Consider the following 16430-nt stretch of genomic DNA (forward strand, 5'->3'; position numbering starts at 1 on the left):
AAAAAAAATCAAGGTGCGATAGTGTGTTTGTCCAGCTCGTGCATATTATATATTGACAACGATGGAAAAAAAACCTTTAAGCCCAGAATTATTTGAAAGATTTATTGCCAACAAAAGCAATGCTGCAGAACTTGAGCAACTGTTTGATTATTTTGGAATTGCAGAAGAAAGGGAACTGCAAAAACTGATTGGTGCTAGTTTTGAACAAAACGACACCTTGTTTGATGGTGCTGAAGATGAACGCCTTGCTACCATCCATGCCGGATTATCTGATAAACTTTTTCCAAAGCCTGAAAAAAACAGCTTAAAAGTGTTTAAACCTAACCGCTTTATCAGGGTGGCAGCAGCAATTCTGCTAGTGGTTTCTGTTACTTTGCTCATTGTTAAGTTTTGGAATTCAAACCAAATGGTTGTTCCGGGTTCGGCTAAGGCCATGTTAAACCTTAGCGGAAAAGCAGTGTTGCAAGCTGGTAAAAAAGACACGGTATTGTACCACGGCGTAGGGATTACAGTGAGCACAAAAGCAGATGGAACAATGGTTTTTATGGCCAATGGTGCAGATTCTACCGAAGCATCGAAGCTGAACACCTTAACTACTCCAAACGGTGGCGAGTACCGTGTTACTTTGAGCGACGGCTCAATTGTGATGCTGAACGCTGGCTCGAAACTTAGTTTTCCAACTGATTTCCGCGGATCAGAAAGGAGAGTTTACGTAGAGGGCGAGGCTTTCTTTAATGTGGCCAAAAATCCGCTCAAACCTTTTGTTGTTAGTGTGGCAGGCAATGAAATCCGAGTGCTGGGTACGCAGTTTAATGTAAGCAGTTATCCTGAAGATGAAGGTACGCAAACCACACTGCTGGAAGGAAGCATCCGTTTTACAAATCCAAACAGGGATGAGGTGGTTTTAAAACCAAATCAACAGGTTATTTCTCAACATGGCAAACTCGCGCTTTACAATGTTTCGGCAAAAGACTTTAATGCCTGGACGAATGAGGAGTTTCTGTTTAATGATGTGCCTTTATCAATTGTGATGCAAAAACTGGCAAGGTGGTACAATGTAGCTGTAGATGTGAAATCTATCCCACAGAAAAACCTGTACCTGAAAATATCCCGTAAGGCGGATATTGATGCGGTATTGGATGCCATTTCTACAGCAACAGCTTACAGGTTTAAAATCAGAGAGAATAAAATTGTGCTTAAGGAATAAGGTTGCTCCAACGTTGATCAATTAACCAACCAAACTAAATTTTTATGACAAACCATTACTTTCGCCTCGTCCGATCTGGATGCAGGTATTTACTGAACTGGCCAATTGTTTTTTGTCTGTTTGCAATGTTATCAATGCAGGCAAAAGCACAAAATATCCAGTACACTTTTAAACAAGCCTCTCTAAATACCGTTATATCGCAAATTTCGGCTAAAACAAACTATGAATTTGTTTATGATGCAGCTTTGGTTAAACAAGCCAAACCCATCAGCTTTAACTTGAATACTGCCGATATTAAAACCATAATGGAAGCGGTTGTTAAAGGCCAGGATTTCGATTATGAAATTAATAACAACCGTACCATCATCTTAAAAGTACCCAAAGCGGATACTGAAGATGAATATGTGCTGCATGGTATGGTTACCGATAGTTTAGGTTCTCCATTGCCTGGTGCCTCAGTAAAAATCAAAAATACCAACAAATATGTACTTACAGACGGTAACGGACACTTCAATTTAACTTTATCCAACCAATACAATACGCTCGAAATCAGTTATATCGGTTATCTTTCGAGCACCCGGCGGTTTGATAAAAATGCCGCTTTAAAGGTGGTAACTGTTAAGTTGGGTGCCAACGCATCTTTATTGGCAGAGGTTATGGTAAATGGTTTTCAGTCGCTTCCGCTTGAAAGAAATGCAGGCGCATTTGCGATTGTTGACCAAAAGAAGCTGAATGAGCAAATTAACCCTGATCTTGTAGGTGCTTTAGAAGGTCGTGTGGCGGGTTTGGCTTATAATAAAAATCCTTATGGTATAGGTGCCGATCAGCAGGTGATTAGGGGGAGAGGTACATTTTCGATATCCCAAACTGGGGTTAGAACTGATCCTTTGATTGTTATTGACGGCTTGCCATCTGAAACCGCTTTGGAAGATGTTAATCCTTACGACATCGAATCGGTAACGGTTTTAAAGGATGCTGCAGCAGCCTCAATTTATGGTTCAAGATCGGCCAACGGGGTTATTATCCTAACCACTAAAAAAGGAAATACCCCTGCTAAAATTTCCTTAAACACCGATTTTTTTGTTGATGCTAAGCCGAGTTTTAATTCAATGCATTATGCTTCAACAAGTGATATACTCGATTTAGAAACCGATGTATACAATAAGGAACGTGCCAGGTACACTACAACAGAATCGATGTTTGCCGCATATGGAACCGCTGCAAATGGTTCGATTAAATATTACAGTCCGCTTTACCAACTGTACCGCGATCGTGACGCAGGTAAGGTTACAGCCGATCAGGTAAATCAACAATTGGCCTCCTGGCGCAATGCAGATTATTACGAGCAGTACAGAGATAATGTTTGGCAGAAAGCTTTCCGTCAGCGTTTTAACCTGTCTTTCAGTTCTTCTAGTGCAAAATCAAATACTTTCACATCGATAAACTTCGATAATTCGGCACAAAAAATAATTCATAACAATGATCAGAAGCTGAACATCTATTTTAAGAACACTTATAACGTAAGCAAGTGGCTAACCACAACTTTGGGCTTTAATGGCACATACACCAAATCGGTAACTACTGATGGTTCTTATGATGCTTACACCACGATTAGCCCACGTTATGCTTCTATTGTAAATGCAGATGGCAGCCTTGTTTATGCAGATTATGTAAACCTGCCAGATGGAATTGCTGGCGGAAATATTAACGGTGCTATGGTTGATGCGTTGAAAAATAATGCGCAGTTCCGTTCATATAGATTCAATATTCTGGAGTCGTTAAACGAAGGACTGGTCAATTCTACCAATATCTCATTAAGGGGTTTTGCCAATGTACAGGCCAGGCTTATGGAAGGTCTAAGTCTTTCAAGTCAGTTACAGATCGAAAATGAAAGTGCAAAAACGGATCAGTACTATGATGTTAATTCTTATAAAATGAGATCTGCCTACAATGCATTGGTTGGTTACACGCCTGCCACAAATGTATATGCTTTCGGACTTCCTACAGGGGGCAGGTATAGTCAATCGGATAGAGGAAGTAACAGTTATACTTTTAGAAACCAGTTGAGTTTCGACCGTTCTTTTGATAAAGGAAAGCATGCCATATCTGCCATTGCAGGCTTTGAGATGCGCCAAACCTTTTCGCCCAGAGGCATTGAAGATTTAAGGTATGGTTATGATCCGATAACGCTTACCTCTACACTGATTAATACGCAAACGGCAAGCCAAACAGGTTTTCCGAGCTACATTTATGGTGGTACCAAAACATTATCTACTGTAGGCCGTACACAGTTAGAAAGTAAACACCGTAACCTTTCTACTTATGCAAATGCAGGTTATACTTATTTAAATAAATATAATATTACGGGTAGTGTGCGGGTAGATCAGGCTGATTTTTTTGGTGTAGATCCTGAATTTAAAAACCGTCCGTTGTGGTCAGTTGGTGGAAGCTGGAATGCCAGCAATGAAGCTTTTATACAAGAGCAGAAATGGATCAATTTGCTAAAACTGCGCGCCACTTATGGCGTAAACGGAAATCAGAACTCCGAAAGCTCTAAATATTTAACTGCAAGAAGAAGAAGCGATAACCTTTTTACATCATTGCAATATATTGATATTACTGCATTACCAAATCCCAAATTGCGTTGGGAAAAAACAGAGACATATAATGGTGGCGTAGATTATGCCTTTTTATCGAACCGTTTAAGGGGAAGTGTTGATGTTTACTATAAAAAGAGTACCGATTTAATTGTAAATGCAGAGTTAGATCCTACTGTGGGTGTAGCCACACGGATGATTAATAATGGTACATTGATTAACCGTGGTATCGAATTCACCCTAAATGGCGACTGGTTAAAATCAGGCGATTTAACTTTGAGTTCTACCTTTATCCTGGGTTTTAACAGAAGTAGAATTGGTAAAGTTAACAGCTCACTTTCCAGCGCAGGCAATTACGTGTCATCTCCGGCAATTTATTACATAGAAGGTTCTGCCTATAACACTTTATATGCTTACCGCTATGGAGGGATGGTAAATGGCTATCCGTATTTTTTGGATGAAAACGGTAAAGCGAGTATCGATTTTGATGCAAACGGCAACCCCATTGTATCAAGCATTAAAAGCTTTAACAATTTTGGCAGTTTGGTAAACATGGGCAGCTTAACGCCAACGTATACAGGATCGTTTTCTCAACGGGTTTCGTATAAAAGTTTCGAACTAGCCGCTTTACTGGTATTTTCTGGTGGCAATGTAATCAGAAGAGATGTAACCAATATCAGTGTTTACGATGTTAATGATGAAAACATTACCCAACGTTTTAAAAATGGAAATGTACCTGATGTACCTCGCTTATTGGTCGATTATCCTGAAGCTTTAATTAACAGTGCCAGTACCATTAATACCATGTGGCAAGCTGCAGATGTAAATGTGGTGAAGGGCGATTACATTAAACTCAGAAATATTTCGCTATCGTACAATTTGCCTAAAAGCCTAACCGGCAGGTTCAAACTTCCATCTGCCAGGTTTACTGCGCAAGTAAACAATCTGTGGTATGCAAGTGCCGCGGGTGATGATATCGATCCGGAATCTTATTCGGGCATTACAGGTACCAGAGCCCTTGAAAATCCTAAATCATTTGTATTTGGCCTAAACTTAACCTTTTAACAAAATGAAAAGAAATATCATATTTATAGCATTTATCTTCCTTTTTGCAATGGGCGGATGTAAAAAATATACCGATTTAACACCAACAGGCTCATTGCTTGTAGAAAATGCACAGGATTATTACGACCTGGTTTCTTATCCAAACAGGGCTTACATCATCAGCAATTTCCAATACCTGGTTGATGACATGTGGATTAAGGAATCGAATTTTATTGGCGTAACACCTAATTTAAACACGGTACATTTTAGTTTTAACGAAAACATCGATCGTGTTTCGTTGATACAGAGTTCTAATTTTTATGAACGGGCATACGTATACATCAACCGTTGGAATACCATTATATCCCTAGTTGATGGCAGCAAAGGCGACGACCGGGTTAAAGCCTTGGCCAAGGCAGAAGCTAAAGTTTTAAGGGCTTTCGATCACTTTTTATTGGTAAACGTATATGCCAAAGCTTATAATGCGGCAACAGCAGCTACTGATGGCGGCATCTGCATTATGGATAAATACGATTTAGAGGCACAGCCGGTAAAATCGACTGTAGCCCAGGTGTATGATTTTATCCAAAAAGATTTAGATGAAGCACTTCCATTATTGCAAGAAAAACCAGCAGATCCTTACCACCCCTCATTGGCTTTTGCCTGGGCACTAAAGGCTAAAGTGCATTTGTTTAAAAAGGAAATTGCACAGGCTAAAGCAGCGTGCGAGAAATCACTTTTTTATAACAACCAGATTTTTGATCTCGTTAATTATACTACCAAACAAGGAGGCCCTTCGGTAACTCCAATTGTTGCGCCCAATAACCCTGAAGTATTAAGTTACATGTACATCCAGGGCTATAATGAAACCAATTTTGGTTATACCTGGCTAATCAGTCCCGAATTAAGAGCATTGTTCGGTACCAATGATGCACGTTTCAATATGTTTTTTAACACCACCAGTGCAAGCTTTTTAGATATTGGTGCTAATGCAGCATATTATAGTATAGCGTATACCAGGTTTTTTTATCCAACTGTTGGTTTAAAAACAACAGAAGTATATTTAATGCAGGCCGAATGTTTGGCCAGAGAAGGTGATTTTGCTGGTGCAATGGCAGTGGTAAACAAACTCCGCGAAAAGCGCATCCTTTCGGGTACAATTTTACTCCCGGTACCGGCAACCATGAAAGAAACCATGGATATTATTATAAATGAACGTAGAAAAGAGCTGTTTTTAGGTTTTAACAGGTTTATGGATTTAAAACGCTTAAATACCGAGCCTGAATATGCTAAAACGGTAGTGCGGAAGTACCCGATAGTAAATAAAACGGTTCCACAACAAACTTATACGCTATTGCCTACATCAAGGTTGTATATTATTCCTTTTCCGCTTAACGTACTCAAGAAAAATCCCAATCTTACTTTAAATACAGACGAAAAGCTCCCGTTTTAACATGAATATTAAACACATTATATTTCCAATCGCACTCTTACTCTCTATAACTGCTTACGCACAAAAAACACCTGTTGTTAAGGCTGATAGCACCAGCCGTAAAGCACCGGTTGATTACAGCAAGCTGATTCCTGCAAATTCTTTTAGCGAAACAGGGCTTTTTGATGTTAAGCGTGTAGAGCAGAAATGGTATTTCGAAATACCAGATAGTATGCTTAACCGCTACATTTTAGCTGTTACACGTTATGTAAGCACGCCACAGGGCATGGGGAGTTTTGGTGGTGAAGCGGCCAATGAGCAAACCATTTATTTTGAAAAAGGGAACAACAATAATTTATTGCTAAGATCGGTGCTTTACAGGCAGGATGTTAAAAGCAATGATGAAGCCATTTACAAAGCGGTGCTGCAATCGCAGGAAAACCCAATCGTTGCTGCTTTCGATATCAAGGCAAAAAATCCCTTAACAGGAAATTATGTAATTGAGGTTACCGATTTTATTAAAAAAGACAATCCTGTTATTTCAATCGCTGCTGATGAAAAATCGAACAAGAAACTGGGAAGCGTGGCTGATGACCGTTCTTTTATCGAGAAAATAAGCACTTATCCCATTAATATTGAGATTAAGAGTACTAAAACCTATTCTACCTCTGCAGGCATCATCCCATCAGGTGCACTTACGGGGGTTGTAACACTAAGGTTGAACACCTCTTTTGTGCTTTTGCCTAAAATACCCATGCGCAAACGTTTTGCAGATGACCGAGTAGGTTTTTTTAACAACAAGTACATTCTTTTTGATGAGGAAAGGCAACACGCTGATGTTAAATATTTTATTGAACGTTACCGCTTGGAGCCTAAAGCTGAGGATTTGGATAAGTATAAAAAAGGCAAACTTGTTGAACCAAAAAAGCAGATTATTTATTACATCGACCCGGCAACACCAAAAAAATGGCGACCTTATTTAATTGCAGGCATTAACGATTGGCAAAAAGCTTTCGAAAAGGCGGGTTTCAAGAATGCCATAATTGGCAAGGAATGGCCAGAGGCAGATACCACCATGAGCCTTGAAGATGCACGTTTCTCGGTAATCAGGTATTATGCTTCTGAAACGCCAAACGCTTACGGACCAAGAATTAGCGACCCCAGAAGTGGGGAAATTATAGAAAGTCATGTAGGCTGGTACCACAATGTAATGAAGCTGGTGCAAAGCTGGTACATGATCCAGGCGGGTGCGCTTGATGAGCGGGCAAGAAAGATGAACTTCGACGATGAGCTGATGGGCCAGCTGATCAGGTTTGTTTCTTCACACGAAATTGGACATACACTTGGCTTAAAACATAACATGGGAGCTAGCAGCCAAACTCCCGTTGAAAAACTTAGGGATAAGAAATGGGTAGAGGCAAACGGACACACGGTTTCTATAATGGATTACGCACGGTTTAATTATGTGGCGCAGCCCGAAGATCATATTTCGCCTGCTGGCATTTACCCGCGTATTGGTGCTTATGATAAATGGGCAATTAATTGGGGCTACCGTTATTATGCTGGAATTAAAGATGAATATTCGGAAGAAAAAATCACTAAGAAGATGATTCTTGATTCGCTTTCTGCCAACCCTAAACTTTGGTTTGGTGGCGAAGGGAAAGAAGAAGATCCGCGCAGCCAAACAGAAGATATCGGTGATGATGCCATTGCCGCAAGTGATTACGGGATAAAAAACTTAAAGCGCGTGGTGCCCAACCTGGTTAAATGGACTTATGAACCTGGCGACCTTTACGATAATTTAAGTGACATGCATAAAGCGGTTGTTCGCCAATACAGCAGGTACCTTTATCATGTAATGAAAAATATCGGCAATAGTTATGTAACCAAAAGAAGTGCTGATGAGGCTGGAGTTGTAATTACCGAAGTGCCAAAAAAACGTGTTAAGGCTGTTGTAGATTATGTAGGCCGACAGGTATTTGAAGCACCGTTGTGGTTGTACCCTAAAGATATTACCAGCCGGATTAATATTAAACCGATGGATGAAATGGTAGATCAGCAGAACCAAATGCTGAATATGTTTTTAAGTCAGGGGCTATTGTACAATTTAAGCCAAAAAGCACTTGCCTCAGCAAATCCTTATCCGGTAAAAGAATTTTTAGTGGATTTAAAGCATGCCACCTGGGTTAAGTTTACCGGAGTGGAAAGCAGTGATGTTTACCGCCGCAGTCTGGAACGCTCATACATTGAAAAGTTAAACACGCTGATTAATCCGAAAGATATAGCTGATGGCAAAGCGATGACTACAGCCCAAAGGAGCGATGTAAGGTTGGAAGCTATTGTACACCTTAATGATGTAAAGGAAACAATTAAGTTGTTAATGCCGCAAACTACAGGCATTAACCTGTTGCATTTGAAAGATATGCTTTTAGAAATAGAAAAAATTAACAAGAAATCAAACACAATCTCATAATATGAAAAGTTATTTAATTGCTTTGCTGGGTGCAGCATTACTTTTAAACTCAGGATTAAAAGCACAGGTTAAAACATCGGCTCAAGAAGTGGCCACGCCAGAACTGGCGCAGAAAAGAGAAGCTTTAAAAGAAGCGATCATCTCCAATTACCTGGGTATGAAAAACAGTCTGGTAAAATCCGATTCGGTACAAGCGGCTAAATCTGCCACAGAGTTTGTTGCTGTATTAAACCAGTTTAAGTTTAAAAAACTCTCGTTAGCTGAAATGAATGCGGCCACAACAACACGTGAAGAGATTAAAACACTTGCTTTGGCTATTGCTGCTACAAAATCAATCAATAAACAACGCAGCGAAATGGATAAACTTTCTGTTAAAATGTGGTCGATTATTGAAAGGTTTAAACCAGAGAAAACCACACTTTACAAACAGGTTTGCCCTATGATGGGTACTACATGGATTAGCGATGAAAAGGCGATACAAAACCCTTATTACCCAAAAAACATGCTTACCTGTGGCGAAGTAAAAGCAAGTATTTAATACGACATCAAAATAATAGTTAATGATTAAAAGCGGTTTCCCGGATAGGAACCGTTTTTTTTGTTTATCATAATGATGTTATTTGGTTGTTAATTACACTTTTATTAAAATAAGCTAATTCTTAAAAATTAGTCTTATAAACATCATCGAATATATATTATAACGTTTTGAGATTAAATGCAGCTAATTTTTCCCTATTTCTGAGCAAATGATGATGAAATTTTCAAAACCTTTGCGTTTTCAATATTATATAATCATTTTTATGGCTATGCTTTTATGCTGTTCGATATATAATGAGGTTATATGCTAAAATTTTTATCAGATTGTTAATATGACGGAAGAAAGCCCATATTTTACGCCTGATTATTCGGTTAATATTTATGGATTGAATGAGCAATCGGTTACCGTTGAGTTCGGAACAGTAATTAGTGAAGAAATATTGCAGCTTATTACAAGCTACAACCGTGTTTTAATGCAAAATCCTTTTCCAGGTTTAATCACTACGGTGCCTGCATATTGTACACTTACCGTATTTTTTGATCCGCTTTTAGTACACACATCCAATCTTCCGGGCGAAACTTGTTTTGATAAAGTATCGTACTTCCTGAATCACATTAAACAGTCAGAAAGCAGACAAGCTATAAATAAACCCGTTGAAATCATTATTCCGGTATGTTATGGAGGGAGTTTTGGGGCTGATATTGAAACAGTTGCAAAAATAAATCAACTTAGTATAGCAGAAGTTATCGAAAGGCATTCCTCCATGCAATACATTGTGTACATGATAGGTTTTGTACCTGGTTTCGCCTATATGGGTGGCATGGATGCAAGTTTACAAACCCCACGCAAGCAGGTGCCAGATGCAACAATACCAGCAGGATCAGTTGGTATAGCGGGGATGCAAACGGGTATTTACCCGATTGAAACACCCGGCGGATGGCAGATTATAGGGAGAACACCCTTAAAAATGTTCGATGTAAACAGGGCCGAACCTTCATTATTAAAAGGGGGCAATTTGGTTCGCTTCAGAGCCATCAATATTGATGAATTTAATACTTATGGCAAACAATGAGTATGAAAATCAGTATCCTAAAAGCAGGTTTGTTAACCACAGTACAGGATATGGGCCGATATGGCTACCTTTCACAAGCTGTACCCATTTCTGGTGCGATGGATCAACTCGCTCATCGGCTGGCCAATAAAGCGGTTGGTAATGATGATGATTTGGCAACCATTGAGTTTACTTATGCTGATGCTTCTTTTAAAGCAGAAACCGATCTTTTGCTTGCATACTTTGGCGATGGGGCATTTCTGGTTGATCATGATCAGGTGATGCCTGCAGAAAAGCCGTTATTTATCCGCGCAGGTTCGGTAATAAAATTAATCAATAACCCTGTAGGGATTAGAATTTACCTTGCAATTGCCGGTGGGTGGGAGGTGCCCGAAGTAATGGGAAGTAAAAGTACATTTCTTGCTGCTGGTTTCGGCGGTTTTAATGGAAGGGCACTAAAAAAGGGCGATGTATTGAGCAATAATCTTTGTTTAGCAAAGGTTTCGGAAGCGATATTTAAACAGCTTAAAAATAATCAGTTAAGCTATCCGAACTGGCGTATCTCCCGCGAAAGTTTAATACCCGAAAACAGGCACACCATTAGGGTGGTATTGGCTAACGAAATCAATTGGTTTGATGCCACATCCATTATCTCTTTCCTAACCAAAACATATCAAATAGATAAAAGAAGTAACCGGATGGGATACCATTTAAACGGCAAAGCCCTGGTTAGAAAAGTTAAAAAAGAATTGCTCAGTACCGCTGTAACTCCCGGAATAATCCAGGTTACAGGAAGTGGCGATTTGGTAATCCTCATGGCCGATTGCCAAACAACTGGCGGTTACCCGCGCATAGCCCATGTTGCTGCTGTTGATCTACCTTTGTGTGCACAGTTAAAGCCTGGCGATGAAATTCGCTTTTCTGAAATATCCAGAGATGAAGCAGAAGAGCTATATCTGGAACGCGAACATGATTTATCGTTGATTACCACAGCGATAGGCCTTAAATATTTAAATTTATGAAAACAATAGACCTCAATTGCGACATGGGGGAAGCATTTGGAAATTATGCCATGCCCAATGATGAAAAACTGATGGATTATATCTCTTCAGCCAATATTGCATGTGGTTTCCATGCAGGAGATGCATCAGTAATGCAGCATACTGTTGCTTTGGCGGTAAAAAAAGGAGTTGCAATAGGCGCACACCCGGGTTTGGCAGATTTACAGGGCTTTGGCAGAAGAGAAATGAAGATATCTGCAAATGAGGCTTACCAGCTTACCTTATATCAAATTGGCGCATTAAGTGGTTTTGTTAAAGCTGCAGGAGGCAAACTCCATCATGTAAAAACACATGGTGCATTGTATAATATGGCAGCAAAGGATGAGGTTTTGGCCAAGGCAATTGTTCAGGCAGTTTACGATTTTGATCCTGGTTTAATTCTATATGCACTTGCCGGTAGTAAAATGATCAGCGAAGCACATAAGAAAGGTATTGTTACTTCATCAGAAGTTTTTGCCGACCGTACCTACCGGGATGATGGTTTGTTAACCCCGCGTACAGCTACCAATGCGCTAATTACGAGTGATGAAGAGGCTGTTGCGCAAGCACTAGGTTTCGCCATTAAACAAGAGGTGAAAAGTGTAAATGGAAATAAGATTACTGTGAGTGCAGAAACACTTTGTTTGCATGGAGATGGTGAACATGCGGTTGCTTTTGCTAAATTAATTTCTGAACGCTTAACAAAAGAGGGCATATCTATTAAAGCACCCACGGCATGAAACCAAAATACAATTGGAGTGTACTTTTAGGAGCTGCTTTTTTAATGGCTTCATCGGCTATTGGTCCGGGGTTTTTAACGCAAACGGCCGTATTTACCCAACAATTGGGTGCCAGTTTCGCTTTTGTAATTTTGTTATCCATCATACTGGATGCCATTGCACAACTAAACATCTGGCGGATTATTGCTGTTGCAGATAAACCCGCACAAGATATTGCAAATAAGGTATTTCCTGGCTTGGGCTATTTTATATCATTCCTCGTTTTTTTAGGTGGCATGGCATTTAATATCGGCAACATAGCCGGGGCAGGTTTGGGTTTAAATGTGCTTTTTGGCATTAGTGTAGGTAAAGGTGCAGTAATCAGTGCTATAATGGCTATTGGTATCTTTATTTACAAAGAAGCCGGTAAAGCCATGGATGTTTTCGCCAAAACCATGGGCTTAATCAAAATCGTACTGGCTTTAGTTATCGCCTATACCAGCTCTCCGCCTTTGGCCGAAGCTGCATTAAGGGCGATAAACCCAACGCAATTTAGTTTTACCGCGGTATTAACCATTGTTGGGGGTACGGTTGGTGGCTACATCACCTTTTCAGGCGCACACCGTTTATTGGATGCCAGGCAAACAGGTATACAAAACCTGGCTGCGGTAAATAAAGGCGCATTAAGTGCAATCGGCCTTGCGTCAATTATGCGTTTATTGTTGTTTATTGCCGCTTTGGGGGTGGTGAGTAAAGGTTTAGCCTTAGATCCTGCCAATCCGGCTGCTTCGGTTTTTAAACTGGCCAGTGGTGAAATTGGTTATAAAATTTTTGGTGTGGTCATCTGGGCGGCAGGTATTTCATCTGTTGTCGGTTCGGCCTATACCTCCATATCTTTTATCAAAAGTTTCCATCCCATAATCTTAAAATACAACAGGGAAATTATTATTGCTTTTATATCCATCTCCTGTGTTATTTTTATCCTTATTGGCAAACCTGTTAAAATATTACTTACAGTAGGGGCCATAAACGGTTTTATACTGCCAATTGCCTTGGGCATTATGCTTATCGCTGCTTATAAAACCAAAATTATTGCCAATTATAAACAACCGCTCTGGCTTACGCTTACTGGTTTGGCTGTGGTACTTACCATGGTTTGGATGAGTTATGGCACCATTTTACAAATGGTTAACGGAGAATAAAAATTTATACGATGAATACGATTACAAAATATACCTGCCTTTTTTTATTATTGAGTGCTTCCTGCTTTGCGCAAAATAACACACCAGCTATCCCTGTAACACCAGGGGTTTCACTTGCGCTGGCAACATCAAGAAGTGCTTCCATCAGCAATATTCAGTATAAACTTCATTTTAACATTCCTGCAGAACAAACAGCAATAATAAACGCTACAGAAAGTATTGTTTTTAAGTTAAATAAGCTGGCTCAACTGCAAATAGACTTTAAGCAAAATGCCGATCATTTAAAGCAGGTTTTAGTTAATGGCAAAGAGATAACGCTTAATTTTAAGGAAGAACATATTCTGATCGATCAGCAATACCTAAAAGCCGGAAATAATACTATTAAAATCGAATTTGTTGCAGGCAATGAATCATTAAACAGAAATAAGGATTTTCTTTATGCACTCTTTGTTCCCGATCATGCCCGAACCGTGTTTCCCTGTTTTGATCAACCTGACTTGAAAGCTAATTTTTTACTTTCATTAACGGTACCAATTGATTGGAAAGTAATGGCCAATGCAATTAAAAAGGATTCACTGGTAAATGGAAATGCCGTTACGTATCATTTTAAAAATTCAGATAAACTGCCTACTTACCTGTTTTCTTTTACAGCAGGAAAATATGCTTTTATTAAAAATAAGATGAATAACCGCGACATGGAATTTCTGCACCGCGAAACCGATTCTGCTAAAATTAAACTCAGTGTAGATTCTGTTTTTGTGGCACACCGTGATGCAATTGACTTTTTGGAGGAATGGACGGGCATTAAATATCCTTTTCAGAAAGTGGGTTTTGTAGCAATTCCTGATTTCCAGTTTGGCGGTATGGAACATCCCGGAGAAGTACAGTATAAAGCATCGGCCCTGTTTCTGGATCAGGGAGCAACCAAAGATCAGTTTATTTCGCGTTCCAACCTCATCTCGCACGAAACGGCACACATGTGGTTTGGCGATCTGGTTACCATGAAATGGTTTAACGATGTTTGGATGAAAGAGGTTTTTGCAAATTTTATGGCTGATAAGGTGACAGAAAAACTGATGGGTAAAAGTACTTTTGACTTAAAGTTTTTGCAAGACCATTACCCCGCAGCATATGGCGTAGATCGAACATTGGGTGCAAATCCCATCCGCCAGCAATTGGATAATCTGCAGGAAGCAGGTTCAATGTACGGAAATATCATTTACCATAAAGCCCCGATTATGATGCGCCAGTTGGAGTTATTAATGGGAAAGGAGAGTTTTCAGAAAGGAATACGGGAATACTTAAAAAAATACAGTTATGGCAACGCTACCTGGAACGATCTGATAGCGATTTTAAGTAAATATAGTAAAAGCGACCTGTACAGTTGGAATAAGGTTTGGGTAAATGAACCTGGCAGACCAATTTTTAGTTATGATATTAAGTTTGATGGCGACAAAATAAACGATTTAACCATCAGTCAGAAAAGCGAAGTGGGCGCGCAAAGAATATGGCCTCAATCTTTCACAGTGAAACTGGTATATGCCGATAGCAGTAGGGTATTAATGGTTAATTCGATGAATGCAAAAACGTTTATAAATGAGGCAAAGGGACTTTCGAAGCCTCAATACATTTTGTTTAATGCGAATGGTGCCGGTTATGGTCTTTTCCCAATCGACCAGCCCTTAACCGCTAATCTTTATAGTTTGGTAGATCCTTTAGAAAGAGCATCAGCCTATATCAATGCATATGAGAATATGCTTTCGGGCCGCGGCAATAAACCTGATGCACTTTTAAATGTTTTGCTTAAAGGACTCAATGTAGAACAAAATGAAATGAACCTGAGGTTGCTTTCAGGGTATTTAACAAATATTTACTGGACATTTCTCACCCCAGCTAAAAGAAATGCCTTACATGTTGGTGTGGAGAAAACAATATGGACCGCCATGGAGAAGCAGCAAATGCAAAACAATAAAAAGATTTTATTTAATGCTTACCAAAATGTTTACTTGAGTGCCGAAGCAGGTAAAAAAATGTATAATTTCTGGCTAAAACAATCTGCACCTGAAGGAATTAAACTTTTGGAAGATGATTATAGTGCCTTGGCTTTAACTTTAGCCCTCAAAACGGATACAGCGAACAGCATTTTAAAAGAACAGTTGGCAAGGACTAAAAATGATGACCGTAAAAACCGCCTACTTTATTTAATGCCAGCACTATCAACCGATATTAAAGTAAGAGATGGTTTTTTTAATAGTTTGAAGGAGCGGAAAAACCGTAACAAAGAAGCATGGGTTACAACGGCGTTATTTTACCTTCACCATCCAATCAGGCAGGCTAGTTCAGTGAATTACCTTGCCGAAAGTTTAAATTTATTGGAAGAGATACAAAAAACCGGGGATATATTTTTCCCTCAATCATGGCTGGCTTCCATATTTTCGAATTACAATACCAAGCAGGCAAATAGAATAGTGAAAGATTTTTTAAACGCGCACCCAAATTACAACCCCAAATTAAAGGATAAAATTTTGCAGGCTACGGATAATTTAAGGCGAGCACAGTTTATCGTAAACTAAGTATGCTGTAATTAAATTATTCAAACGTTCTGAAATAAATTCAGGTTGATAAGTTAAATTTATTCAATTGCTGCAAGTCATTTCGAGCGGAGTGCAATGAAACCGAGAAATCTTTTAAATTAGATTTCTCCGTTCAGCTACCTAATGAAAAATCGACTTGCTAAAATCAAAATAATGATTCAAGTATTTGTTAAACCTAAAAGCTTGTTGCGCCCTAAATTTCACAAAATAAAACCTATCAATTACTCTCTAATTAATGATTCAGTTTCGCTGTTCAGGTTATCTAATAAACCATTTAATAAAATTTCTCTTTTGTCTTCGATCGAATGATCATCCTGGATATAAACGGTTAGGTTCGTGTTTTCTGTCGATTGAGTATACATGGCTTCGGTAATTTATGTTTGTCAATTAATTGTCTACATTTATTTAACGTAGCTTTTTAAATATAGTTTGTAACTTTTTTATTCGAACTTAGGGTGAGCACTTTCTTTCGATTAATCAGATAATAACTAGCCATGATCAAACATTGAGCTGGCTATTGAGGTTATAAGTGT

Annotated in this window: 11 protein-coding genes; 10 read left to right on the plus strand and 1 reads right to left on the minus strand. The window is 39.2% G+C overall.

From position 1 onward, the window contains the following. Positions 1–61: 61 nt before the first annotated feature. From ASE74_RS14150 to ASE74_RS14195, 10 genes are all read left to right on the plus strand, one after another. The gene (locus ASE74_RS14150; protein WP_055910312.1) at positions 62–1207 is read left to right on the plus strand and encodes a FecR family protein; all 1146 of its coding nucleotides are present in this window, start codon (positions 62–64) and stop codon (positions 1205–1207) included. A gap of 44 nt (positions 1208–1251) precedes the next feature. Continuing rightward, positions 1252–4869, plus strand: a complete 3618-nt coding sequence (locus tag ASE74_RS14155) for a SusC/RagA family TonB-linked outer membrane protein (RefSeq protein WP_082458785.1) — start codon at positions 1252–1254, stop codon at positions 4867–4869. Positions 4870–4873: 4 nt separating this feature from the next. Next, the gene (locus tag ASE74_RS14160) at positions 4874–6301 is read left to right on the plus strand and encodes a RagB/SusD family nutrient uptake outer membrane protein (protein WP_055910318.1); all 1428 of its coding nucleotides are present in this window, start codon (positions 4874–4876) and stop codon (positions 6299–6301) included. Between the two features lies 1 nt (position 6302). Then, complete coding sequence (locus ASE74_RS14165; RefSeq protein ID WP_055910321.1) at positions 6303–8753, plus strand: zinc-dependent metalloprotease; 2451 nt, start codon at positions 6303–6305, stop codon at positions 8751–8753. Between the two features lies 1 nt (position 8754). Next, the gene (locus tag ASE74_RS14170) at positions 8755–9291 is read left to right on the plus strand and encodes a DUF3347 domain-containing protein (protein WP_055910324.1); all 537 of its coding nucleotides are present in this window, start codon (positions 8755–8757) and stop codon (positions 9289–9291) included. A 331-nt stretch (positions 9292–9622) separates the two neighbouring features. Next, complete coding sequence (gene pxpB, locus ASE74_RS14175) at positions 9623–10363, plus strand: 5-oxoprolinase subunit PxpB (protein ID WP_055910329.1); 741 nt, start codon at positions 9623–9625, stop codon at positions 10361–10363. Positions 10364–10365: 2 nt separating this feature from the next. After that, positions 10366–11364, plus strand: a complete 999-nt coding sequence (locus ASE74_RS14180; RefSeq protein ID WP_055910331.1) for a biotin-dependent carboxyltransferase family protein — start codon at positions 10366–10368, stop codon at positions 11362–11364. Then, positions 11361–12122 carry a 5-oxoprolinase subunit PxpA gene (locus ASE74_RS14185; protein ID WP_055910333.1) on the plus strand — a complete coding sequence of 254 codons (762 nt, stop codon included), beginning with the start codon at positions 11361–11363 and terminating at the stop codon, positions 12120–12122. Before ASE74_RS14180 ends, ASE74_RS14185 begins: the two co-directional genes overlap by 4 nt. Beyond that, a complete protein-coding gene (locus tag ASE74_RS14190; RefSeq protein WP_055910336.1) occupies positions 12119–13303 on the plus strand; it encodes an NRAMP family divalent metal transporter in 1185 nt (394 codons plus the stop codon). Before ASE74_RS14185 ends, ASE74_RS14190 begins: the two co-directional genes overlap by 4 nt. Before the next feature lie 11 nt (positions 13304–13314). Further along, entirely contained in the window at positions 13315–15876 is a 2562-nt protein-coding gene (locus tag ASE74_RS14195; protein WP_055910339.1) for a M1 family aminopeptidase, read from the plus strand. Between the two features lie 242 nt (positions 15877–16118). Here the strand turns inward: ASE74_RS14195 and ASE74_RS24745 are convergent, their stop codons facing one another. After that, positions 16119–16259: a hypothetical protein gene (locus ASE74_RS24745; RefSeq protein WP_157255431.1), complete on the minus strand. Its 141-nt coding sequence runs from the start codon at positions 16257–16259 to the stop codon at positions 16119–16121. Positions 16260–16430 lie beyond the last annotated feature (171 nt).

Source organism: Pedobacter sp. Leaf216 (genome assembly GCF_001421515.1).
Taxonomy (GTDB): Bacteria; Bacteroidota; Bacteroidia; order Sphingobacteriales; family Sphingobacteriaceae; genus Pedobacter.